Origin of the sequence: Frigidibacter sp. RF13, assembly GCF_026626305.1 — a bacterium.
In the GTDB taxonomy this organism is placed as follows: Bacteria; Pseudomonadota; Alphaproteobacteria; order Rhodobacterales; family Rhodobacteraceae; genus TMP-24.
In genome coordinates this window covers 104259-124663 of record NZ_JAPNUE010000001.1, presented here as the reverse complement: position 1 = coordinate 124663, position 20405 = coordinate 104259, and the positions used below count along the sequence as shown (strand labels likewise).

Genomic DNA, 20405 nt, shown 5'->3' with positions numbered 1-20405 from the left:
CATGTCCGCCGCCGATACCGCCTTTGTGCTCTTTGCCACCGCGCTAGTCCTGATGATGACGCTGCCGGGGCTGGCGCTGTTCTACGGCGGGCTCGTGCGGGCGCGGAACGTGCTCTCCGTCTTCATGCAGTGCTTCGCCATCGCAGCCCTGATGAGCGTCCTGTGGTTCGTGGCGGGCTACAGCATCGCCTTTGGCGGCACCGAGGGCGGCTGGGGCAGCCTCTGGGGCGGGCTGACGCGGGCAGGTCTGTCGGGCGTTACGATCGAGACCCTGACCGGCGCGCTGCCAGAGATTGCTTTCTTCGCCTTCCAGATGACCTTCGCGATCATCACCCCTGCGCTCTTCCTCGGCGCCTTTGCCGAACGCGTTTCCTTCGCCTTCGTCATGGTCTTTTCGGGCCTCTGGATGCTTGTCGTCTATGCGCCAGTTGCCCATTGGATCTGGGGCGGCGGCTTCATGGCCGATGGCGGGATATTCGGCGCCACGGGCACCAAGGATTTCGCGGGCGGGATCGTGGTGCATGAGACGGCGGGGCTTGCCGCCCTTCTGCTCGCCGTGATGATCGGGCCGCGCCGCAACCGTACCACCCCGCCGCATGCGCCGGGGCTGGTGGCAATTGGCGCAGGGCTTCTCTGGGTCGGCTGGTTCGGCTTCAACGGCGGCTCCGCCTTGGCCGCAAACGGTCAGGCGGCGATGGCGATCACTGTAACGCATCTGTCGGCCGCCGCCGCCTCACTGACCTGGGCACTATGGGAGCGGGTGAAATTCGGCCGCGCCTCGCTTGTGGGCATCGTCACCGGCACGATCGCGGGTCTTGCCTCGATCACGCCCGCTTCTGGCTTCGTCGGCCCTTGGGCCGCGCTTCTCATCGGCGGCATCGCGGGCATTCTCTGTCAGGAGGCCGTGGCACTGATCCGCAACCGGCTGAAGATCGACGATACGCTCGACGTCTTCGCCGTCCATGGTGTCGGCGGCATCTTCGGTACGCTGATGATCGCGGCCCTTAGCGCTGGAAGCTGGACGGCGCAGGCGGGTGCGCTGCTGATCGTCGGCGCATGGACGCTTGGCGCGACCTATGTGCTGGCGAAGCTTACGTCGCTGGCCTTCCCGATGCGGGTCGATCAGGAGGCCGAATACAACGGCCTCGACCTCGCCAGCCATGGCGAACGCGCCTACGACCTGAATTCCTGATTTACAAGTTTCCTGAGGCCCGCAAGGGTAACTTGCCGGGGCTGCGAGGCCCCGGTTCTTTCTTGTGCCTCGCATACCTATTGAACTGAACCCCGGGTCAACAGGCACGACTAACGCCCCGCCAGCGCCTCTTCCAGCACCGTCCGGACCACCGCCATGTCGACGCCATCGGCCACGAAAGCCTCGCCGATGCCGCGGGCGAGGATGAAGCGCAGGCGGCCGTCGACCACCTTCTTGTCCTGCCCCATCAGCGCGATCAGCCTTTCGGCCCCCGGCAGTTCGCCCGGAATATCGGCAAGGTCGCATTTCATGCCCATCGCTTTCAGGTGGGCGCGAACCCGGCTTGGCGCCTCTTGCGAACAGAGGCCGAGGCGCTGCGACAGTTCGAACGCCAGCGCGCATCCGATCGCCACGCCTTCGCCATGCAGAAGCCGGTCGGAATAGCCGGTCGCGGCCTCGAGCGCGTGGCAGAAGGTATGGCCGAGATTGAGAAGCGCGCGCTCGCCCTCCTCGGTTTCGTCCCGTTCGACGATCCGCGCCTTCATCGTCACCGAATGGGTGACGGCGTGTTGGCGCGCGGCAAGGTCGCCCTGCGCGGCTGACGGCCCGTGAGCCTCCAGCCAGTCGAAAAAGGCGGCGTCGCCCAGAAGTCCGTATTTCACCACCTCGCCATAGCCCGCGAGGAAATCGCGGGGGGCGAGTGTGCCCAGGACCTCGATATCCGCAAGCACCAGCGCGGGCTGATGAAGGGCGCCGATCAGGTTCTTGCCATGGGCCGAATTGATGCCGGTCTTGCCGCCGACCGAACTGTCGACCTGCGCGAGCAAGGTTGTCGGTATCTGCACGAACCGCACGCCGCGCCGAAGAACGGCAGACGCAAACCCCACCAGATCGCCAATGACGCCGCCCCCGAAGGCCACGACCACATCCTTGCGCTCGACCTTCTCGGACAGAAGCCATTCGACGGCCCGGCTGAACTCCGGCCAGCCCTTCGTCGCCTCGCCCGCAGGCAGCGCAAGCGCGGTCATGGCAATATCGCCAAGGCCCGCGCGCAAGGCGTCCAGATGCAGCGGGCCCACGGTTTCATCGGTGATGACCGCCACACGCGGCCGCCGCAGCAGAGGCCGGATTTCCTCGCCCGCGCGCTGGATCAGCCCCGCCCCGATCCGCACATCGTAGGCGCGGGCGCCAAGCGCCACATGAACCGTATCAATCCTGCCGCTCATCCCGCTCCACCACATCGCCATGAAGGATGAGCGCCTTCAAGACCTTCGCGGCCATATCGTCAACCGTCAAATCGGGTTCGGCCTCCACCACCACGCCCGCCAGCGCATAGACGGGTGCGCGCGCGTCCAAAAGGTCGCTCAAAGTGCGCTTGGGATCGGGCGTATGCAGAAGCGGGCGCGTCGTCTTGTGGCGGACGCGCTGCCACAGAAGCTCCAGATCGGCCTTCAGCCAGATCGCCGCGCCCTTCTCGGCAATAAGCGAGCGGTTGCGTTCTGACAGAAAAGCGCCGCCGCCGGTCGAAAGCACGCAGGGCGGCCCCGAGAGGAGCCGCGCCAGCACCTCGGTTTCGCGCGCCCGGAAGAAGGCTTCGCCGTCGCGGGCGAAGATTTCCGCCACGCTCATCTGCGCGGCGCGAACGAGTTCTTCGTCCGAATCGACGAACGGCACACCGACGAGGCGCGCCAAAGCGTTCCCGACCGCGGTCTTCCCGGCCCCCATCATCCCGATGAGCGCCACCGTATGTCTAAGCGCGAAGGCCAATCCGCTCCCCCGAGACAGACCGATTGCGCCGGACAGGCGGCGGTTTCCCGCTTTCTTGCCTCGACGCGCGGCTTTTTGCCCTCAATGGCGTGATCTCGCCGAAAAAGCCATATATAAAGTGCCCCGATATCCGCGAAGCGGCAGCCCGACTATGGCGGTCCCTCAAGCGGAAAGAACAGGCAGGCACATATGTTTCGCATTCTAAAGGCACTCATCACGCTGGCGATCGTCGGATTCCTTGGGCTTGTGGCCTTTGCCTATCTCGGCGATCTTTCGCCCGAACAGGGGGATGTGGTGCAACCGGTCGAGCTGAATGTCGAAGGCAACTGAACGGGCGGCCCGGGCCCTGGGCCTCGGGCTCGCGATCTTCGGGGCGGCGGGTATCGCGCGGGGCGAAGGCGCGGACCAGGCGCCGCTGTCGGCGATCGACTGGCTGTCGCAATCCGTCGCGACCCCCGCCACCCTGCCCCGCGGACCGATCGCCGTGCCGCAACCACAGGCCGGGTCTCCGGCACCAACCGGCCTTGCGCCGCCCCCCGCCGACACGATCACCGTGACGCCGCTCAATCGCCAGGCTCCCGTCGCCCTCGGCCTTGTCAGCGCCGCCCGTTCCGGCCTGCCGCCGTCGCTCTGGGGTACGACCCCCTCGTCCGATCTCGCCCGTCACCTGCGGGCGGAGCGGCCGGACACGCTACCCGCCATGCGCTCGCTGCTCTATGCGCTCCTGATCACCGAACTGTCGCCACCCGCCGACAACGATCCGCAGAACGCGCTGTTCCTCGCCCGGATCGACCGGCTTCTAGACCTTGGCGCGTTGGAACCGGCGCTTGCGATCCTCGAACTGATGGCCAAGCCCGATCCCGAAAGCTTCCGCCGCTGGTTCGATGCCTCGCTTCTTGTGGGCGAGGAAGACCGTGCCTGCCGGGTGATGCGCGCCACGCCAGAGATCGCGCCGACCTTCCCCGCCCGCATTTTCTGCCTGGCGCGCGGCGGCGACTGGAATGCTGCAGCACTTGCGCTGAGGACCGGCGAGACGCTGGGCACCATCGATCCGGGGATGGCAGAGCTTCTGGCACGCTTCCTCGACCCCGAGCTGGCCGATGGTGCCGAAGACCTGCCCCTGCCCGACCGCCCCTCGCCCCTGGTCCTGAGGATGATGGAGGCGATCGGTCAGCCCCTGCCGACCGTCACCCTGCCGGTGGCCTTCGCCCAGGCCGACCTCCGCTCGAACAGCGGCTGGAAGGCGCGGATCGAGGCAGGCGAGCGGCTGGCGCGCGTGGGCGCGATCCCGCCCAACCGGCTGATGGGGCTTTATTCCGAACAGCGCGCCGCCGCCTCGGGCGGGGTGTGGGAACGGGTCAAGGCGGTGCAGGCGCTGGATCAGGCGCTGGCCGAGGGCGACATGGAGGCGACGATCACTGCGCTTGACGCCGCCTGGGCACAGATGACGCCACTTGAGCTGGAGGTGCCCTTTGCCGAACTTTTCGGCGTGCGACTTGCCAACGCCGAGCTCAAGGGCGAGGCAGGCGCGCTCGCCTTCCGGGTGGCGCTACTGTCCCAGGCCTACGAGGCGCTCGCCAACCGCCGCGAGCCCGCGGACATGGCCGAACGGTTCCTGATCGGCGTGGCCCGGGGCGACACGACCGGCCTCACCCCGCCCGATCAACTGGGCGTGGCGATCCAGCACGCCTTTTCCGACCCGGAGCCGCCGCTGCCGCCGCAACTGGCCACGCTGCTCGCCGACAAGAAACTCGGCGAGGCGATCCTGAAGGCGATCGATGCAGTAACACAGGGGGCGAGCGGCGATCTGAGGGATGTCACCGGCGGGCTCGCGCTGCTGCGCAAGGTCGGGCTTGAGCAGGCAGCGCGGCAGGCGGCGCTCGATCTCCTCCTTCTCGAGCGGCGCGGCTGAGGGATGGCGGGCGCAGGCGATCTTGCCGGGCGCTGGATTTCTGCCTTCCTCGAAGGTCAGGCGGCCGAACGCGATGCGGCCCGCAACACGCTCCTTGCCTATGGACGCGACCTCAAGGACTTCGCCGACTGGCTCACGTCACGCAGCCTAGCCCTCGACACGGCCGATCAGGCAGCCGTCGAGGACTACCTCACGCGTTGCGATGCCGAGGGTCTGAGCCGCGCCACCCGCGCCCGGCGGCTATCGGCGATCCGCCAACTGTACCGCTTCGCCTATGAAGAGGGCTGGCGCCCCGACAACCCCGCGCTGCGCCTGTCCGGCCCGGGACGTGATCGGCAGCTGCCGAAAAGCCTGTCGCGCGATCAGGTGAACGCCCTGATTGCCGCCACCGAGGCGCAGGGGCGCACCGAGGCGGAGCGGCAGAGGAACCTCTGCCTGATGGAACTGCTCTACGCGACCGGCATGCGGGTCAGCGAGTTGGTCAGCTTGCCGGTGCAGGCCGCGCGCGGCGATCCGGCGATGCTGATGGTCAAGGGCAAGGGCGGCAAGGAACGGCTGGTGCCCCTGTCGCAGCCCGCCCGCAGGGCGCTTGCCACCTGGCTTGCCACCCGCGACGCGGCCGAAGAGGAGGCGCGGATCGCCCGCCGCATGCCCCCTTCGCGCTTCCTCTTTCCGGCGAGCGGCGCCGAAGGTCACTTCTCGCGCCAGCTATTCCACCGGCTCTTGAAGGACATCGCGGTCGCGGCAGGCGTGTCCCCGGCAGACGTCACCCCCCACCGGCTGCGCCACGCCTTCGCCACCCATCTGCTCGAAGGCGGCGCCGACCTGCGCGTGATCCAGACGCTTCTTGGCCACGCCGATATCGCCACAACCGAGATTTACACCCATGTGCTGGACGAACGGCTGAAGGCACTGGTCCTCAACCATCATCCCTTGGCGAAAGCGGCCCGCCCGGCGTCAAGAAGGAAAGCCGGGCAAGAGGACTGAACCGGGAAGATCGGCAGCGGTCGAGCGGACCGACAGGGATCCGAAATCTTTGAAAGATTTCGGACCGGACCCTTTGAAAGGGTCCGGACGGATTTCGTTTCGAATCCGCCTAGCCCGGGCATCTAGCCAGAGAGACGCTTGCCGAGCTTCGGCAGCTTCGCCCGCTTCATCAACGCCCGCATCTCCTGCCGCTCGCCCGAAAGTCTCTCGGCCTCGGCGCGCACCCTTTCGCAGACCTCGCTCACCACCTCCGGCGAAGCGTCATGAAGCGCCAGCAGGAACTGATCTGGGTCCTGCCGGTCCAGCCCCTCCTCGGTCAGGATGTGGCGGGGGAAATCGGCGGCATTGAAGGTGACGATCAGGTCCGCCCCGCCCGCCACTGCGGCGGCGAGCACATGGATGTCGTTCGGATCGGGCAGCCACAACCGGCCGAGAAGCGCCGCCCCCGGCGCGACCGAGGCGCCCGGCCAGGCGGTCTTCAGCACTGCGATCTCGCCCCGCGCCACCGCCTCCGCACCGGGGCCTAGCTTCACCGTCGCTCGCGCCCATTCCTCCAATATCCGCTCCGACCAGAGCGGCCGGTAAAGGCCTGCCGCCGCGGCGCCGATCAGGATTTCCCTCAGGACGGTCGGGTAAAGCACGCAGGCATCGAGCAGCACCTTCATCCGTCAAGCCGGAAGAACAGCGCCTTCAGATAGCCGCTCTCGGCCAGCTGCGGCAGCATCGGATGGTCCGGTCCGGCAAAGCCGGTGTGGATCAGCTGCCCCCGCCGCCCGCCCCGGCCGATGCCGCGCGCCGAGGCATTTCGGAATTGCGACAGATCCGCCGCATGCGAGCAGGAGCAAAGCCCGAGGTAGCCCCCGGGCGCCACCAGACGCGCGGCGAGCTTCGCCACCCGCTCATAGGCCCGCAAGCCCGCCTCCAGCGCCAGTTTCGAGGGCGCGAAGGCCGGAGGGTCGCAGATCACCAGATCGAACTGCGCGCCTTCTTCGGCCATCACCTCCATCACGGCAAAGGCATCGCCCTTGCGGACCGAGAACCGCTCGCTGAAGCCCGAGGCCGAGGCCCCCCTCGCCGCCAGCTCCAGCGCGGCGGTCGAGGCGTCGACCGACAGCGCCGACCTGGCGCCCCCGGCGAGCGCCGCCAACGCAAAGCCCCCGACATGGGAAAAGACATCCAGCACCCGCGCGCCATCAGCGAGCCGCGCCCCGAAACGGTGATTGTCGCGCTGATCGAAGAAGAGCCCGGTCTTCTGCCCGCCCAGCACATCGGCCATATAGGTCGCGCCGTTCATCGGCACCGGCACGGGACCCGCGACCCTGCCCGTCAGGACCAGCGTTTCCTCGACCAATCCTTCAAGCCCCCGCGACCGCCCGGTACCGTTCTTCACCACCGCCGTCACGCCGGTCACAGCGACGAGTGCCGCGACCAGCGGCTCGAGGAGGCTTTCCGCCCAGGCCGCATTCGGCTGCACCACAGCGACATCGCCGAACCGATCAATGATCACGCCCGGCAATCCGTCGGCCTCGGCATGGACCAGCCGGTAGAAAGGCGCATCATACAACCGCGCACGAAGCGCGAGCGCCCGCGAAAGCCGTGCCGCGAACCAGTCCTGATCGATCCGCGCGCCGGGATCGCGGTCAAGCATCCGCGCGATGATCTTCGATTTCGGGTTGACCGTCACCAGCCCGAGCGGCCGCCGCTCGCCATCCTCCAGAACCGCCAGCGCCCCGGCCGCCAGCGCCATCGTCCGCCGGTCGGTCACCAGCTCGTCGGCATAGACCCAGGGAAATCCGTGGCGGATGGCGCGCGCGTCGGCCTTGGGCCTCAGCCGCACCGTGGCGAGCGTCGTGTCATCCATCATGCATACCTCTTTTCGCCCCTCTACCCCGTCCCCCCCGCTTGCGAAAGGGGCGCGCGCCTGCGACAGTTCCTGATGATGGCGATATGGCTGTTGTTAGCGCTAACAATCCGTGTTATTGCGCTGCCGCCCTGTCCGCTGCCTGAAGGAGAGCCCGATGAGCGTGAAACCCGCCCTCGCCGCCATCACTGACCGGATCCGCGAGCGCTCGCGACCGACGCGCGAGGCCTATCTCGCGCGGATCGCCTCAGCTGCATCCGAGGGTCCGGCGCGCGCGCACCTTTCCTGCGGCAATCAGGCCCATGCCTATGCGGCGATGGGCGCCGACAAGGCGGCGCTGGCCGAGGGGCGAGCGCCGAACCTCGGCATCGTAACCGCCTACAACGACATGCTGTCGGCCCACCAGCCCTACGAGCATTACCCCGAACTGATCCGCGCCGCCGCGCGCCGGGCGGGTGCCACCGCGCAGGTGGCGGGCGGCGTGCCGTCGATGTGCGACGGCGTCACCCAGGGCCGCGCCGGGATGGAACTCTCGCTCTTCTCGCGCGATGTGATCGCTCTGTCGGCAGGCGTGGCGCTCTCGCACAATACGTTTGACGCCGCCCTCTTCCTCGGCATCTGCGACAAGATCGTGCCGGGCCTCGTGATGGCGGCGGCGACCTTCGGCCATCTGCCTGCGGTCTTTGTCCCTTCGGGGCCGATGGCGTCGGGCCTGCCCAACGACGAAAAGTCGAAAGTCCGCCAGCAGTTCGCCGCCGGAGAGGTCGGGCGCGACGCGCTGATGGCGGCCGAGATGGCCTCCTACCACGGGGCCGGCACCTGCACCTTCTACGGCACAGCGAACACCAACCAGATGCTGATGGAGTTCATGGGGCTCCATTTGCCGGGCTCAAGCTTCGTGGCCCCCGGAACCCCGCTGCGCGAGGCGCTGACGGTGGCGGCGGTCGAACGGGCGGCGGCGATCACCCGGCTTGGCAACGATTTCCGGCCGGCGGGCCATGTGCTCGACGAGAAGGCCTTCGTGAACGGGCTTGTCGGTCTGATGGCGACGGGGGGCTCGACCAACCTCGTGCTCCACCTGCCCGCCATGGCGCGCGCGGCGGGCATCCTTCTCGATCTCGACGATTTCTCGGCGATCTCGGCCATCGTTCCGCTGATGGCCAAGGTCTATCCCAACGGCCTAGCCGACGTGAACCATTTCCACGCGGCGGGCGGGCTTTCGTTCATGATCGGTCAGCTTCTGGACGCGGGCCTTTTGCATGAGGATGTGGTCACCGTGGCGGGCGACGGGCTTGCGCGCTACGCAAGCGAACCGAAGCTCTCAGATGGCAGGCTTTCCTGGGTCGATGGCCCGTCGGACAGCCTCAACGACCGCATCCTGCGCCCCGCGACGGATGCGTTCCAGGCCTCGGGCGGATTGAAGGAACTGAAGGGCAACCTCGGGCGCGGCGTGATCAAGATCTCCGCAGTCGCGCCGGAACGCCATGTGATCGAGGCCCCTGCCCGGGTCTTTTCCAGCCAGGAAGCGGTCAAGGCCGCCTTCCAGCGCGGCGAGTTCACCGCGGACACGGTGGTCGTCGTCCGCTTCCAGGGCCCCCGCGCCAATGGCATGCCGGAATTGCATTCGCTGACGCCCACCCTCGCCGTCCTGCAGGATCGCGGACTGAAGGTGGCGCTTGTCACCGACGGGCGCATGTCGGGCGCCTCGGGCAAGGTGCCTGCCGCGATCCATGTCAGCCCCGAAGCCGCCTGCGGCGGGCCACTTGCCTACCTGCGCGATGGCGATCTGGTCCGGCTCGATGCCGCCAATGGCACGATCGAAGCGCTGGTGCCCGACCTGATGGCGCGCGCCCCCGCGACCGCCGACCTGACTGCCAACCAGCATGGAACCGGGCGCGAGCTTTTCGCCGCCTTCCGCGCCCATGTCGGCGCGGCCGAAACCGGCGCCGCGCTCGTCGTCTGAACGCTGCCCGCTCAGGGGGTGAAAGCCCCCTTCACACTGGAACAAATATCCCCGCCGGAGGCATCCGTCGCCTCTACCCCGCGAAAGGCCAACGATCATGACCCCCGCCCAGCAAAGCGTGAAAGCCGCCGAGATCTGCGCCCTTGCCCCCATCGTCCCGGTCCTGGTGATCGACGACGCCTCTCGCGCCGAGGGGCTCGCCCGCGCGCTTGTCGCAGGTGGCCTGCCCGCGCTCGAGGTGACGCTCCGCACGCCCGCCGCCCTTGAAGCGATCCGCATCATGGCCGGGGTCGAGGGCGGTGTCGTGGGCGCAGGCACGCTCCTGACCCCCGCCGACGTGAAAGCTGCAAAGAAAGCGGGCGCACACTTCGGCGTCTCGCCCGGCGCGACCGACAGTCTTCTAAAAGCCTGCGAGGACGAGGAATTGGCCCTCCTGCCTGGCGCTGTCACCGCGACCGAGGTGATGGGGCTTCTGGAGAAGGGCTATACGGTGCAGAAATTCTTCCCCGCCGAAACCTCGGGCGGCGCGGCGGCGATCAAGGCGCTCGGCGGCCCGATCCCTCAGGTGCGCTTCTGCCCAACCGGCGGAATCTCGATGAAGAATGTAGGCGACTATCTGAAGCTGAAGAACATCCTCTGCTGCGGCGGTTCTTGGGTCGCGCCCGCTGACGCCGTTGCGTCGGGCGACTGGCAAACAATCGAGGCGTTGGCGCGGGATGCAGCGGCTCTGCCCCGCGCCTGACCCTTCGGGGTCGCGCGCAAATTTCTTTGAAAGAAATTTGCCAAAATCCTTTGAAAGGATTTTGGGACCGGCCTTACTGTTCGGCAGACCGCAACCGGCCCGCACGCCCGCCTCGGCGGCTGGCCACCGGCGGCGCCTTCAACCCCTCTTCCAGCACCCGCGACATCGGATGATCCGGCCGGTCGAGCGCGTAGGTCGCGATCATCACCCGCGCCGCTTCGGCCGGTTCCACGCCGGGCTTCAGGCTAAGAAGCCAGTCGAGAAAGATCGACCGGCATTCGCCACCCGTGATCCCTTCGATCGCATAGCTTTCGCGGATCAGCCCTTTCGGGTCAGCCAAATTCAGCTCCATGATCTTCCTCGCCATCCGACAGGGCCCTTCACCGACCGGCCTCCGGCCGGTTCAATCCTTGCGCCACGATTTCGGCGGTCCGCGCGACATGGCCCGCCAATTCCGACCTGAGCGTGTCGAGCGACGACATTTGCGTCTCGCGCAACAGAAAGGCCCGCCCGCCCGCACCGATCGCTTCCATGTCGAGTGGCCTCTCGGTCAGAAGCCGCCCCCCCGCCTGAAGCCGCCAGAAGAACCGGTAAGCGGCCTGCAGGGCCTCCTCATCCGCCGCCGCGATCAGGCCCGCGCGGCGCCCGGCCCGCAATTGCGCCTCAGTCCGTCGCGCCGGATCGGCCGCCCTCAGCGCCGCCGACTGGGCGAGAAGCTCGATATCCTGCAATCGGCCTGGGCCGATCTTCGCCTCCCATTCGCCATCCGGCGCCTTTGCCGCAAAGATTCGGTCCCGCATCTCGGCGGTGTCAGGCAGGATCTTCTCTCCGTCCGCCTTGGCAATCAGAACCTCGCGACGGATCGCTTCGATCTCCGCCGCCAGATTCTCCGGCCCCGCAACCGGCCGGGCGCGGGTCAGTGCGAGATGTTCCCAGGTCCAGGCCTCGCTCATCTGGTAATCGCGGAAGGCGGCAAGCGACACGGCGACCGGCCCCTGCCGCCCCGAGGGGCGAAGCCGCATGTCGACCTCGTAGAGCCGCCCCTCGGCCATCGGCACGGTCAGCGCCGTCACGAAGGCCTGCGTGAGGCGTGCATAGTAGGCGCGCGACGCAAGCGGGCGCGGCCCGTCAGACGCCTCCTGCCCGAGATCGTCATAGATCATCAGAAGGTCGAGGTCCGAGGCGGCATTCAGCCGCTCGGCCCCGAGCGACCCCATGCCGAGCACCACCGCGCCGCGCCCGGGCGGCGCCCCATGCTTGCGGGAAAACTCCGCCACCACCGGCGCCCAGACCGCCCGCACCGCCGCCCCAGCGAGGTCGGCATATTGCCGCCCGGCCTCGCTGGCGTCGATCAGGCCGCGCAAATGGTGGACGCCGATGCGGAAGTGCCATTCCTTCACCCAGCGCCGGGCCGCATCGAGTTTGCGTTCGTAATCGAGCTCGGCCGCAAGCTCCTCGGCCAGCAGGGCGGCAAGCGCCGCGCCGCCCGGCCAGGGCGCGAAAAAAGACCCGCCGATCACCGCATCGAGAACACCGGAATTCCGCGACAGATGGGCGGCAAGGCCTGGCGCCGTCCCGCAGATATCGACGATCAGGTCGATGAGCTGCGCATTCGCCTCGAAGAGCGAAAAAAGCTGTACTCCGGCGGGAAGGCCCTTCAGGAACCCGTCGAACTGGTTCAGCGCCTCGGCCGGGTTGGCCGAAGCACCGAGGCGGCGCAGGATTTCCGGCTGGAGACGTTTGAAAATCCGCACCGCACGCTCCGAGCGCAGCGCCGGATAGGCGCGCCAGCCATCGACCGTGGCCCGCATCTCTTCGGTGATCTCCGGCCCGTCGCGGCGCGCTTCGCCCGGCGCGAAGAAGCCCTCGGTCAGTTCCGCCACCCGTTCGAATCGCGCCTTGAGGGCCGCCCGGAAGGCCGCCGTGTCACCCTCGCCGCACATCCGCGCGATCCGCTCGATCCCGTCGGCCGTGATCGGCAGGTCGTGAGTCTGGGCGTCCTGCACCATCTGCACCCGGTGTTCGATATCGCGGAGCGCCCGGTAGTGCAGCGTCAGTTCATCCGCCACGTCCGGTGTCACCCAGCCTTTCGAGGCGAGAGCGGCAAGGCCCGGCACTGTGCCGCGCTGCCTGAGGTCCGGATCGCGCCCGCCGGCGATCAGCTGCCGTGTCTGGGTGAAGAACTCGATCTCGCGGATACCGCCGACGCCGAGTTTGATGTCATGGCCTTCCAGCACCACCGGCCCGTGCAGGCCCTTGTGGTCGCGGATGCGAAGCCGCATGTCATGCGCATCCTGGATCGCCGCGAAATCGAGATGGCGGCGCCAGACGAAGGGGGTGAGCGCCGACAGGAACCGCTCGCCCGCCGCCAGATCACCGCCCGAGGGGCGGGCCTTGATATAGGCCGCCCGCTCCCAAGTCCGCCCTTGGGCCTCGTAGTAGCTTTCGGCCGCCGACATAGAGATACAGACCGGCGTGACCGAGGCATCGGGGCGGAGCCGAAGGTCGGTGCGAAAGACATAGCCTTCGGAGGTCAGGTCGCTGAGAAGCGCAGTCATCCGGCGCACCACGCGGATGAAGGAGGCACGCGCCTCCTGCACGTCTTCTGCCGCGAACCGGCTGTCGTCGAACAGGCAGATGAGGTCGATGTCGGAGGAATAGTTCAGCTCCCCCGCCCCCATCTTGCCCATGGCGAGTGTCACCATGCCGCCTGCGGTTTCGGCATCGTCAGGCGTCGCCCCGGGCAGACGCCCGCGCCGGATCTCGTCGCCCACCAGCGCGCGGAGCGCGAGCGTGACCGCGCGGTCGGCAAGCGCGGTCAGCGCGCCCGTGACCTCTTCCAGCGTCCAAACCCCGCCCAGATCGGCGAGCCCTGCAAGAAGCGCAACCCGGCGCTTAGCGCTGCGCAGGAGCGGACCCAGTGCATCGCTGCCCTCCGTCGCGCCGTCGGCGAGGAGCGCCCGGAGAGCCGCCTCGGGATCGTCGAACGCGCTTTCCAGCCAATCCGCCTCCCGCTCCATCAGACCCGCAAGATAGGGGCTGCACCCAGCGGTCCCGACAAGCAGTTCCCGCAGCGCCGGGTCGAGCCCTGCAAACCGCGCGGCGATGTCCGCACCCCGGTCGGGTTCATAGGGGATCGGGCAGCGGGAGAGGCGCGTGGAGAAGCTCATGCGCCGACCCTAGGCGGGCGCCGGTTCCGCTTCAACCCGTCCCGAGTGCCTCCTCGGGCACTTCGTTTCTCGTCGGGCCGCCCGGCCTTGCGAGGAGCGCACGAAGTGCTCGACGAGCCCCCGTTTCCCCGGCGCGGATCATCTATTGCAACCTACGCCGATTTCGCGCTTCTCTCGCCGCAAAGGGGAGACGGGATGAGCAAGTCACTCGCGCGGGTGCGCGCCGCGCTGGAAGCGGCAGGCGAACGGATCGAGATCGTCGAGGCTCCGGTCGAGACGCGAACGGCCGAACAGGCTGCCGCCTGCGCGGGCTGCCTGACCGACCAGATCGTCAAGTCGATCATCTTCCGGGGCGAGGCGAACGGTCATATCGTGCTGTTCATGACCGCAGGCGGCAACCGCGTCGATCCGGTCAAGGCCAGCGCTGTCGCGGGCCAGTCCCTTGGCCGTGCCGATGCCGATCAGGTCCGGGCCGAGACCGGTTTTGCCATCGGCGGGGTAGCCCCCATCGGCCATCTGACTCCAGTTCCGAACTATTTCGACCCCCGCCTTCTTGACTTCGACCGGGTTTGGGCTGCGGCGGGAACGCCGCGTCACATCTTCGCCATTGCTCCCAAGCGGCTGCTGCAACTGACCGGCGCGCAGCTCGCCCATTTCACCGGCTGAGCGCCTTTTCGCGGGTATGTTAAATTAATTCACATTCCCTCTTGACGCCGACGGCCAAAGACCCAATCTTGACCATGTGAAAGACATTCACATCCGGTTCACGGATATTCCGGTTCACGCTGGTTCACGGAGGGACCTATGACCACGACAACCGCCTCATGGCCCACGCGCGCCGAGCTCTGGCTTGACGAACGCGGCAAGGGCGCCTGGATCGCCGCCATGGTGCTTGGCTTTATCTTCTTCTGGCCGGTAGGCCTCGCGCTTCTGGCCTATATGATCTGGAGCAAACGCATGTTCTCGAAAGGATGCGGCGCGCGCACCATGCGCGATCACGGCGCCTGGGCCAACCGTCACCGCCACGGATTCCGCTCGTCCGGCAATTCCGCCTTCGATTCCTACAAGGCCGACACGCTTGACCGGCTCGAGCGCGAACAGGCTGATTTCGAGGCCTTCCTCGAGCGGCTGCGCGCCTCGAAGGACAAGTCCGAATTCGACCAGTATCTGGACGAACGCGCCCGTCAGGCCCGTGACGAGACGCCGGCCGAAGACGCCGAACCTCAGGGCGAAGAGCGCGCCCCCCAGCGCGGCAGCTACTGACGCCCGGCCGTCCCCTCGGCGCGGCCATGTGGCCTGCCCCGGTGCGTCAGTCGACCGGCCCCTTCCGGGGCCGGTTCGCTTTTGTGTAACGGTCACTTCGGCTCAAAGCGTGCGCGCACGCACAGACTCCCGATGCCTGCGTGCGGTCGAAGACTCACGCTACCGCGACCGCCCGCATTGACTCCCCCCCTGCCCCGGCTCATGCAGGGTCGCCGGACCCGTCCGGAGTGGAACCGTCAAGAGCGGAGCAAGGGCCATGATCAAGCTCGACATCATTTCCGACGTCGCCTGCCCCTGGTGTTATGTCGGCAAGGCCTATCTCGACCGGGCGCTCGAGGAGCGCCCAGACCATCCGTTCGAGATCGAGTGGCATCCCTACCAGCTCAATCCCGACATGCCGCCCGAAGGCATGAACCGGCAGGACTATATGGCGGCGAAGTTCGGCTCACGCGAAAGTATCCTTCGCATCCACGAGCCGCTTCTTGCGCACGCCGAAAAAGCCGGTGTCGAGTTTGACCTGCCCGCCGTCGATCGCTCCCCCAACACGCTCGATGCCCACCGGCTGATCCACTGGGCAGGGCTCGAGGGGCGGCAGACCGCGATGGTTTCGGTCCTCTTCCGGGCCTACTGGCGCGAAGGCAAGGATATCGGCGACCGCACTCAGCTTGCCGATCTGGCCGAGGGCGTCGGTCTTGACCGGTCGATGATCGCGCAGCTTCTGGACAGCGACGCCGACCGCGCCGACATTTCCGCCCGTGTCCAGAACAGCCGCACCAAGGGCGTCAGCGGGGTTCCGGCCTTTGTCATCGCCGGGCGCCATGTCGTGCAGGGCGCCCAGCCGACCGAGGTCTGGACCGGCATCATCGACGATATCAATGCCCAGCTGAAAGAACGAAGCGCATGAGCGATGTTCCCGCCCCGCCCGTCCCCGCGATCCGGCGGCTGGCGCTTCCTGAATTCACCGCGATGCTGGCGATGCTCTTTGCGACAATCGCCTTTTCCATCGACGCGATGCTGCCCGCCCTACCGCAGATCGCAGCAGACCTGTCGCCCGACGCGCCGAACCGGGCACAGTTGATCCTGTCGGCGTTCGTCCTCGGCATGGGCACCGGCACTTTATTCGCGGGGCCCCTGTCTGATGCTTTCGGGCGCAAGCCGGTCATCGCGGCAGGCCTTATCGTCTATATCTGCGCCGCCCTTCTGGCACGGGAAGCCGACAGTCTGGAATTCCTGCTCGCCGCGCGCTTCCTTCAGGGTCTCGGCGCCTCCGGTCCCCGAATCGCGGGCGTAGCGCTGAGCCGCGACCTTTACGAAGGGCGCGAGATGGCGCGCGTGATGTCCTTTGTGATGATGGTCTTCATGGTCGTCCCGGCTCTTGCGCCGATGATCGGCGCGGGCGTGATCGCGATCTCAAGCTGGCACGGCATTTTCCTTGCCTTCGCCGCCTTCGGCCTGATCGCCATCAGTTGGGTCAGTATCCGCCAGCCAGAGACATTGCATGCCGATGCGCGCCGCCCGCTGCAGGGCGCGGTGATTCTTGATGGGCTGAAACAGGTGCTGCGCTCGCGCGAGGTGCGGCTTTACACTTTCGTGATGACGCTCGGCTTCGGGCAGATGTTCGCGCTTCTCTCCTCGATCCAGCAGATCTTCGACCAGACCTACGGCAAGGCCGAAAGCTTCCCCTATTGGTTCGCACTGATCGCTGCCTTCTCGGCCACCGCTTCCTTCATCAACGGCCGACTGGTGGGGCGCCTCGGCATGCGGAAACTGGTTCTCGCTGCCTATTTCGGGCAGTTCCTGCTGTCGGCGTTCATGGTCGCGCTCTTCCTGTCGGGCGCCGGGTCATTCCTCGCCTTCTACATCTGGGCCACCAGCGTCTTCTTCATCGCGGGCTTCACCTTCGGCAATCTCAATGCACTTGCCATGCAGACAATGGGCCATGTCGCGGGTATGGCTACGTCAGTCATCGCTGCCATCTCGACGGTTCTTGCGGTCGCCATCGCCGGGCCGGTTGGCCTTGCCTTCGACGGCACGTCGGTGCCCGCGATGATCGGTGCGGCGCTCTGTTCGGGTCTCGCCTACTTGCTCATGCGCCGCGCCTGAGGAGCGGGGAGAAGCAGCGGCCCTTGACCTGCCACGGCACGCTTCCCATGATCAGGCGCAAGTTCGACGCCTTCGGGGGGGCTCATGTCGCAGGTGACCTTGTCCGGCTTCCTCCTTTGCCGCTCGCTGGAGGAGGCTGACCGTATCTCGCACCTCCTGCCTGATCACATCCGCCAGACCCGGACTGAGCCCGGCTGCATTCTGTTCGAGGTGATGCGCTCGATGGCCGATCCGGCGCGGTTCGCGGTGCGGGAAGTCTTCGCCAGCCGCGCGGACCTGGAGGCACATACGGCGCGGGTGAAAGCCTCTGACTGGGGGCGGGCGACGCGCGGCATCCCGCGCGACTATGTGCTGACGATCGGCGGCAAGGACAAGCGCTATGCCTTTCCCGGCAGCGACCCGGACTAAGGGTCAGCCGCCCGCAATCGCGCGCACGTATTTGGTGGTTTCGGCGTAGGGCGGTATGCCGCCATATTTCTCCACTGCCTCGGGCCCGGCATTATAGGCGGCAAGCGCGAGCTTCCAGTCGCCGAACCGGTCGTACATCATCCGCAAGTACCGCGCGCCGCCATCGAGGTTCTGGTGGGGGTCGGTCGCATCGACACCAAGCCGCGCGGCTGTACCCGGCATCAGTTGCGCCAGACCCGTTGCCCCCTTGTGCGAAACGGCCCCGGCGTTCCAACCCGATTCCTGATGAACAAGGCGCAGGAACAAGTCCTCCGGTACGCCATGCTTCTGCGCGGCCGACCGCGCCGCATCCAGATAGGCACCGCGATAGCGGCCCGAATAGCTGGGAAGCACGGTCGCATCGAGACCCGCTGCCGCGGCTTCCTTGCCGTGAGGTGTCAGCTTGACCGATTCCGAATATTGCGCCGCCGCGCGCCCGTCGAGGACCGCGAGCTGCTGGTTGAAGACGGCAGACCGGTTGGTCTTCTGGCCCTTCTTCGGCAGCCAAAGCCCTTCGGCCGAAACCGCCGACGCCCCCAATGCGATCAGCGCCAGCGAAAGCGCGGCGCAGACTGTCCCATTCCGCATTCGTCCCCTGCCCTCTTTCCTGCCGAGACGGGCGGGACTATATCGCCCGGTCATCCGGCAATCCAGTCAGGAATTCTGGACAGAGCGCACCGGCGCCGCATCGGGCAGAACCGAGCCGTTCAGGATGTCCTCGATCAGCAGGCTCACAAGCTGCCCCCGCCCGCCAAGGCCCGATTTGCGGTAGATCGCATTGAGCTGGCTTTTCACCGTGCCCTCGGCCGCACCGCGCAGGCTGGCGATCTCGGCAATCGAAAAGCCCTTGATGGTGAACTGCGCCACCTCCGCCTCGGAGGGCGTTAGGCCCCAGCTGTCGAAATAGCCCTGCATCAGTTCGTGCAACGCCCCCGAGGCCGCGGATAGCGCCCGCTCCGCCCGTTCGTGCTGACGCAGCAGCCAGCGCAAGAAATAGCCTTCCACAAGGATCGCGGCGACAAGGCCGACATTGGCGACGAATTCCAGCGTGATGTGAAAATCAAAGCCGCCGCCGGGCGCGAGTTCCGTGTAATCGTCGATCACATCGCCCACAAACATGGCGGCGCAGATCGCCTGAACCACCATGAGCGCGATCAGAAGGGTCTCCAGCCGGAACCGCGTGACAAGTTTCTGTATCATCGTCCCTGTGCCCTGACCGCTCCCGCTCTGACCTTCTATGGCTTCAAGGCACGAGACGGAAGCCGCTGATGCCGGCGATCGCCCTGTTGAACGATTTCGCAGGGTGGCATGAACCCTTCATTAACCTTAAAGTGATGCATTGACGAAACATCAGGATTCGCGACGGGAGTCGCGGCGCTGCGAGGGAGATCATGGCAGGCTCGGTGAACAAGGTAATTCTGGTCGGCAATCTCGGGCGCGACCCGGAAGTGCGGTCCTTCCAGAACGGCGGCAAAGTGTGCAACCTCCGGATCGCGACGTCGGAAACCTGGCGCGACCGCAATACCGGCGAACGCAAGGAACGGACCGAATGGCATTCGGTGGCGATCTTCAACGAAAACCTCGCCAAGATCGCCGAGCAATATCTGAAGAAGGGCTCGAAGGTCTATATCGAGGGCGCGCTAGAGACCCGCAAATGGCAGGACCAGTCCGGTCAGGAACGCTACACGACCGAGGTTGTGCTGCGGCAGTTCCGGGGCGAGCTGACGCTGCTTGACGGTCGTGATGGCGGCGGTGGCGGCCAGGGCGGCGGCTATGACGATGGCCAGGCCGGCGGCTATGGTGGTGGCTCCTACGGCGGCGGTTATGGCGACCGGTCCGGCCCCGCCGCGAGCCCGGCCCGCGCCGACATGGACGACGAAATTCCGTTCTGATTTTTCGCGCAGCCCGGGGCGCTCAGCCAGCGGGCCGCCCGTAAAGCGCCTCGGCGCGGGCCTCGAAGGCCCGCACCACTTTGCGCATCGCCTCATCGAACACCAGACCGATCACCGCTTGCAGGATCGCGCTCTTGAATTCGAAATCGACCGAAAAATCCACTTCGCAGCCGCCGGTTTCGAGCGGCGCGAAGCGCCAGCGCGAATGCAGGTGCCGGAAAGGCCCGTCGAGATAATCCGTCTCGATCCGCCGTTCGGCAGGATATAGCACCACCCGGCTGCCGAAACGTTCGCGGAAGACCTTGAAGGAAATCACCAGATCGGCTTCGAGAAGTTCCGATCCATCGGGGCGCGCCTCGCGCGCACGAATACGTGCGGCGGCGGTCCAGGGCAGGAACTCCGGATAGCGCGCCACATCGGCAACAAGCGCGAACATCTCGTTCGCCGACCAGGGCAATACCCGTTTTTCCGCGTGCGACGGCATCCGACCCCGCTCTTCCCCCATGACAATCCGGCCCCCTTTCCGCTATGGAGGGCAGGAAATCAAGGGGACCCCATGCCGCATCGACCCTATGCAATCGACGAGATGATCTCGGCCAAGTCCATCGCCGCGCGGGTCGAGGCGCTGGCCAAGGAAATCACCCGGGCCTATCAGGGCACCGACAAGCTGGTCGTCGTGGGGCTTCTGCGCGGGTCCTTCGTCTTCATCGCCGACCTCGTGCGCGAGATCGACCTGCCGGTCGAAGTCGATTTCCTGGAAGCCTCGTCCTATGGCGACGGAATGGAAAGCTCACGCGAGGTGCGGATCCTCAAGGACCTGCGCGGCGAGATCGCGGGGCGCGATGTGCTGGTTGTCGAGGATATCGTCGATACGGGTTTCACGCTCCACCATGTGGTGAACCTTCTTAAAAGCCGAGAACCGAAGCGGCTTGAGGTGTGTGCTCTGCTCGACAAACCCTCGCGACGCGAGGTGCAGATCAAGGCGACCTGGACCGGCTTTGAAATTCCCGACGAATTCGTGGTGGGCTACGGCATCGACTTTGCCCAGAGGAACCGCAACCTGCCCTATATCGGCAAGGTGCGGTTCACCGGATGACCGGGGGCGG

General features: G+C 66.7%; 22 protein-coding genes. 13 read left to right on the top strand and 9 right to left on the bottom strand.

Going from position 1 to position 20405, the window contains the following annotated elements; genetic code table 11:
* Position 1 precedes the first annotated feature (1 nt).
* On the top strand, positions 2 to 1192 hold the full coding sequence (locus OU426_RS00610; RefSeq protein WP_267631894.1) for an ammonium transporter: 1191 nt from the start codon (positions 2 to 4) through the stop codon (positions 1190 to 1192).
* A gap of 110 nt (positions 1193 to 1302) precedes the next feature.
* On the opposite strand, the gene aroB is transcribed toward OU426_RS00610, so the two are convergent.
* On the bottom strand, positions 1303 to 2418 hold the full coding sequence (gene aroB / locus OU426_RS00605; RefSeq protein WP_267631893.1) for a 3-dehydroquinate synthase: 1116 nt from the start codon (positions 2416 to 2418) through the stop codon (positions 1303 to 1305).
* Positions 2402 to 2959 (bottom strand): shikimate kinase, encoded by a 558-nt coding sequence (locus tag OU426_RS00600; RefSeq protein ID WP_267631892.1) that lies wholly within the window; start codon positions 2957 to 2959, stop codon positions 2402 to 2404. The genes aroB and OU426_RS00600 overlap by 17 nt, the downstream gene beginning before the upstream one ends.
* 189 nt (positions 2960 to 3148) lie before the next feature.
* Here OU426_RS00600 and OU426_RS00595 point away from each other — a divergent pair, with 189 nt between their 5' ends.
* The 3 genes from OU426_RS00595 to OU426_RS00585 are packed head-to-tail and all read left to right on the top strand — an operon-like array spanning position 3149 to position 5858.
* Entirely contained in the window at positions 3149 to 3289 is a 141-nt protein-coding gene (locus OU426_RS00595) for a hypothetical protein (RefSeq protein ID WP_267631891.1), read from the top strand.
* Positions 3273 to 4871: a hypothetical protein gene (locus tag OU426_RS00590; RefSeq protein ID WP_267631890.1), complete on the top strand. Its 1599-nt coding sequence runs from the start codon at positions 3273 to 3275 to the stop codon at positions 4869 to 4871. The genes OU426_RS00595 and OU426_RS00590 overlap by 17 nt, the downstream gene beginning before the upstream one ends.
* 3 nt (positions 4872 to 4874) lie before the next feature.
* A complete protein-coding gene (locus OU426_RS00585; RefSeq protein ID WP_267631889.1) occupies positions 4875 to 5858 on the top strand; it encodes a site-specific tyrosine recombinase XerD in 984 nt (327 codons plus the stop codon).
* A gap of 122 nt (positions 5859 to 5980) precedes the next feature.
* On the opposite strand, the gene OU426_RS00580 is transcribed toward OU426_RS00585, so the two are convergent.
* Positions 5981 to 6523 (bottom strand): RSP_2648 family PIN domain-containing protein, encoded by a 543-nt coding sequence (locus tag OU426_RS00580; RefSeq protein WP_267631888.1) that lies wholly within the window; start codon positions 6521 to 6523, stop codon positions 5981 to 5983.
* A complete protein-coding gene (locus OU426_RS00575; RefSeq protein ID WP_267631887.1) occupies positions 6520 to 7722 on the bottom strand; it encodes an RSP_2647 family RNA methyltransferase in 1203 nt (400 codons plus the stop codon). Before OU426_RS00575 ends, OU426_RS00580 begins: the two co-directional genes overlap by 4 nt.
* Before the next feature lie 154 nt (positions 7723 to 7876).
* On the opposite strand from OU426_RS00575, the gene edd reads away from it, so the two are divergent.
* A complete protein-coding gene (gene edd, locus OU426_RS00570; RefSeq protein ID WP_267631886.1) occupies positions 7877 to 9682 on the top strand; it encodes a phosphogluconate dehydratase in 1806 nt (601 codons plus the stop codon).
* A 97-nt stretch (positions 9683 to 9779) separates the two neighbouring features.
* Positions 9780 to 10424 (top strand): bifunctional 4-hydroxy-2-oxoglutarate aldolase/2-dehydro-3-deoxy-phosphogluconate aldolase, encoded by a 645-nt coding sequence (gene eda / locus OU426_RS00565; protein WP_267631885.1) that lies wholly within the window; start codon positions 9780 to 9782, stop codon positions 10422 to 10424.
* Between the two features lie 73 nt (positions 10425 to 10497).
* On the opposite strand, the gene OU426_RS00560 is transcribed toward eda, so the two are convergent.
* Both OU426_RS00560 and glnE read right to left on the bottom strand, forming a co-directional pair.
* Positions 10498 to 10776 carry a hypothetical protein gene (locus tag OU426_RS00560; protein WP_267632882.1) on the bottom strand — a complete coding sequence of 93 codons (279 nt, stop codon included), beginning with the start codon at positions 10774 to 10776 and terminating at the stop codon, positions 10498 to 10500.
* A gap of 28 nt (positions 10777 to 10804) precedes the next feature.
* On the bottom strand, positions 10805 to 13594 hold the full coding sequence (glnE, locus tag OU426_RS00555; RefSeq protein ID WP_267631884.1) for a bifunctional [glutamate--ammonia ligase]-adenylyl-L-tyrosine phosphorylase/[glutamate--ammonia-ligase] adenylyltransferase: 2790 nt from the start codon (positions 13592 to 13594) through the stop codon (positions 10805 to 10807).
* A 195-nt stretch (positions 13595 to 13789) separates the two neighbouring features.
* Between glnE and OU426_RS00550 the strand changes: the two genes are divergently transcribed.
* The 5 genes from OU426_RS00550 (at position 13790) to OU426_RS00530 (ending at position 17368) form a co-directional block, all read left to right on the top strand.
* Positions 13790 to 14260, top strand: a complete 471-nt coding sequence (locus OU426_RS00550) for a YbaK/EbsC family protein (RefSeq protein WP_267631883.1) — start codon at positions 13790 to 13792, stop codon at positions 14258 to 14260.
* A 138-nt stretch (positions 14261 to 14398) separates the two neighbouring features.
* The gene (locus OU426_RS00545) at positions 14399 to 14857 is read left to right on the top strand and encodes a DUF2852 domain-containing protein (RefSeq protein ID WP_267631882.1); all 459 of its coding nucleotides are present in this window, start codon (positions 14399 to 14401) and stop codon (positions 14855 to 14857) included.
* Positions 14858 to 15113: 256 nt separating this feature from the next.
* On the top strand, positions 15114 to 15761 hold the full coding sequence (locus OU426_RS00540; protein ID WP_267631881.1) for a DsbA family oxidoreductase: 648 nt from the start codon (positions 15114 to 15116) through the stop codon (positions 15759 to 15761).
* Positions 15758 to 16960 (top strand): multidrug effflux MFS transporter, encoded by a 1203-nt coding sequence (locus OU426_RS00535; protein WP_267631880.1) that lies wholly within the window; start codon positions 15758 to 15760, stop codon positions 16958 to 16960. The genes OU426_RS00540 and OU426_RS00535 overlap by 4 nt, the downstream gene beginning before the upstream one ends.
* Before the next feature lie 84 nt (positions 16961 to 17044).
* On the top strand, positions 17045 to 17368 hold the full coding sequence (locus OU426_RS00530; protein WP_267631879.1) for a putative quinol monooxygenase: 324 nt from the start codon (positions 17045 to 17047) through the stop codon (positions 17366 to 17368).
* Between the two features lie 3 nt (positions 17369 to 17371).
* Here the strand turns inward: OU426_RS00530 and OU426_RS00525 are convergent, their stop codons facing one another.
* Positions 17372 to 17995, bottom strand: a complete 624-nt coding sequence (locus OU426_RS00525; RefSeq protein WP_267631878.1) for a lytic transglycosylase domain-containing protein — start codon at positions 17993 to 17995, stop codon at positions 17372 to 17374.
* A 66-nt stretch (positions 17996 to 18061) separates the two neighbouring features.
* The gene (locus tag OU426_RS00520) at positions 18062 to 18607 is read right to left on the bottom strand and encodes a helix-turn-helix transcriptional regulator (protein ID WP_267631877.1); all 546 of its coding nucleotides are present in this window, start codon (positions 18605 to 18607) and stop codon (positions 18062 to 18064) included.
* Positions 18608 to 18798: 191 nt separating this feature from the next.
* On the opposite strand from OU426_RS00520, the gene ssb reads away from it, so the two are divergent.
* Positions 18799 to 19299 carry a single-stranded DNA-binding protein gene (gene ssb / locus OU426_RS00515; RefSeq protein WP_324289788.1) on the top strand — a complete coding sequence of 167 codons (501 nt, stop codon included), beginning with the start codon at positions 18799 to 18801 and terminating at the stop codon, positions 19297 to 19299.
* A gap of 22 nt (positions 19300 to 19321) precedes the next feature.
* Here ssb and OU426_RS00510 read toward each other — a convergent pair whose 3' ends face one another.
* A complete protein-coding gene (locus OU426_RS00510; RefSeq protein WP_267631875.1) occupies positions 19322 to 19783 on the bottom strand; it encodes a type II toxin-antitoxin system RatA family toxin in 462 nt (153 codons plus the stop codon).
* 72 nt (positions 19784 to 19855) lie between these two features.
* On the opposite strand from OU426_RS00510, the gene hpt reads away from it, so the two are divergent.
* A complete protein-coding gene (gene hpt, locus OU426_RS00505; RefSeq protein ID WP_267631873.1) occupies positions 19856 to 20395 on the top strand; it encodes a hypoxanthine phosphoribosyltransferase in 540 nt (179 codons plus the stop codon).
* The last annotated feature ends 10 nt before the right edge of the window (positions 20396 to 20405 follow it).

Coding starts and splice junctions, on each gene's coding strand:
- OU426_RS00550 (WP_267631883.1), top strand. CDS start 13,790: ATGAGCAAGTCACTCGCGCGGGTGCGCGCCGCGCTGGAAGCGGCAGGC.
- OU426_RS00530 (WP_267631879.1), top strand. CDS start 17,045: ATGTCGCAGGTGACCTTGTCCGGCTTCCTCCTTTGCCGCTCGCTGGAG.
- glnE (WP_267631884.1), bottom strand. CDS start 13,594: ATGAGCTTCTCCACGCGCCTCTCCCGCTGCCCGATCCCCTATGAACCC.
- edd (WP_267631886.1), top strand. CDS start 7,877: ATGAGCGTGAAACCCGCCCTCGCCGCCATCACTGACCGGATCCGCGAG.
- OU426_RS00610 (WP_267631894.1), top strand. CDS start 2: ATGTCCGCCGCCGATACCGCCTTTGTGCTCTTTGCCACCGCGCTAGTC.
- hpt (WP_267631873.1), top strand. CDS start 19,856: ATGCCGCATCGACCCTATGCAATCGACGAGATGATCTCGGCCAAGTCC.
- OU426_RS00575 (WP_267631887.1), bottom strand. CDS start 7,722: ATGATGGATGACACGACGCTCGCCACGGTGCGGCTGAGGCCCAAGGCC.
- OU426_RS00535 (WP_267631880.1), top strand. CDS start 15,758: ATGAGCGATGTTCCCGCCCCGCCCGTCCCCGCGATCCGGCGGCTGGCG.
- OU426_RS00520 (WP_267631877.1), bottom strand. CDS start 18,607: ATGATACAGAAACTTGTCACGCGGTTCCGGCTGGAGACCCTTCTGATC.
- OU426_RS00580 (WP_267631888.1), bottom strand. CDS start 6,523: ATGAAGGTGCTGCTCGATGCCTGCGTGCTTTACCCGACCGTCCTGAGG.
- aroB (WP_267631893.1), bottom strand. CDS start 2,418: ATGAGCGGCAGGATTGATACGGTTCATGTGGCGCTTGGCGCCCGCGCC.
- OU426_RS00510 (WP_267631875.1), bottom strand. CDS start 19,783: ATGCCGTCGCACGCGGAAAAACGGGTATTGCCCTGGTCGGCGAACGAG.
- ssb (WP_324289788.1), top strand. CDS start 18,799: ATGGCAGGCTCGGTGAACAAGGTAATTCTGGTCGGCAATCTCGGGCGC.
- OU426_RS00545 (WP_267631882.1), top strand. CDS start 14,399: ATGACCACGACAACCGCCTCATGGCCCACGCGCGCCGAGCTCTGGCTT.
- OU426_RS00540 (WP_267631881.1), top strand. CDS start 15,114: ATGATCAAGCTCGACATCATTTCCGACGTCGCCTGCCCCTGGTGTTAT.
- OU426_RS00595 (WP_267631891.1), top strand. CDS start 3,149: ATGTTTCGCATTCTAAAGGCACTCATCACGCTGGCGATCGTCGGATTC.
- OU426_RS00560 (WP_267632882.1), bottom strand. CDS start 10,776: ATGGAGCTGAATTTGGCTGACCCGAAAGGGCTGATCCGCGAAAGCTAT.
- eda (WP_267631885.1), top strand. CDS start 9,780: ATGACCCCCGCCCAGCAAAGCGTGAAAGCCGCCGAGATCTGCGCCCTT.
- OU426_RS00590 (WP_267631890.1), top strand. CDS start 3,273: ATGTCGAAGGCAACTGAACGGGCGGCCCGGGCCCTGGGCCTCGGGCTC.
- OU426_RS00525 (WP_267631878.1), bottom strand. CDS start 17,995: ATGCGGAATGGGACAGTCTGCGCCGCGCTTTCGCTGGCGCTGATCGCA.
- OU426_RS00585 (WP_267631889.1), top strand. CDS start 4,875: ATGGCGGGCGCAGGCGATCTTGCCGGGCGCTGGATTTCTGCCTTCCTC.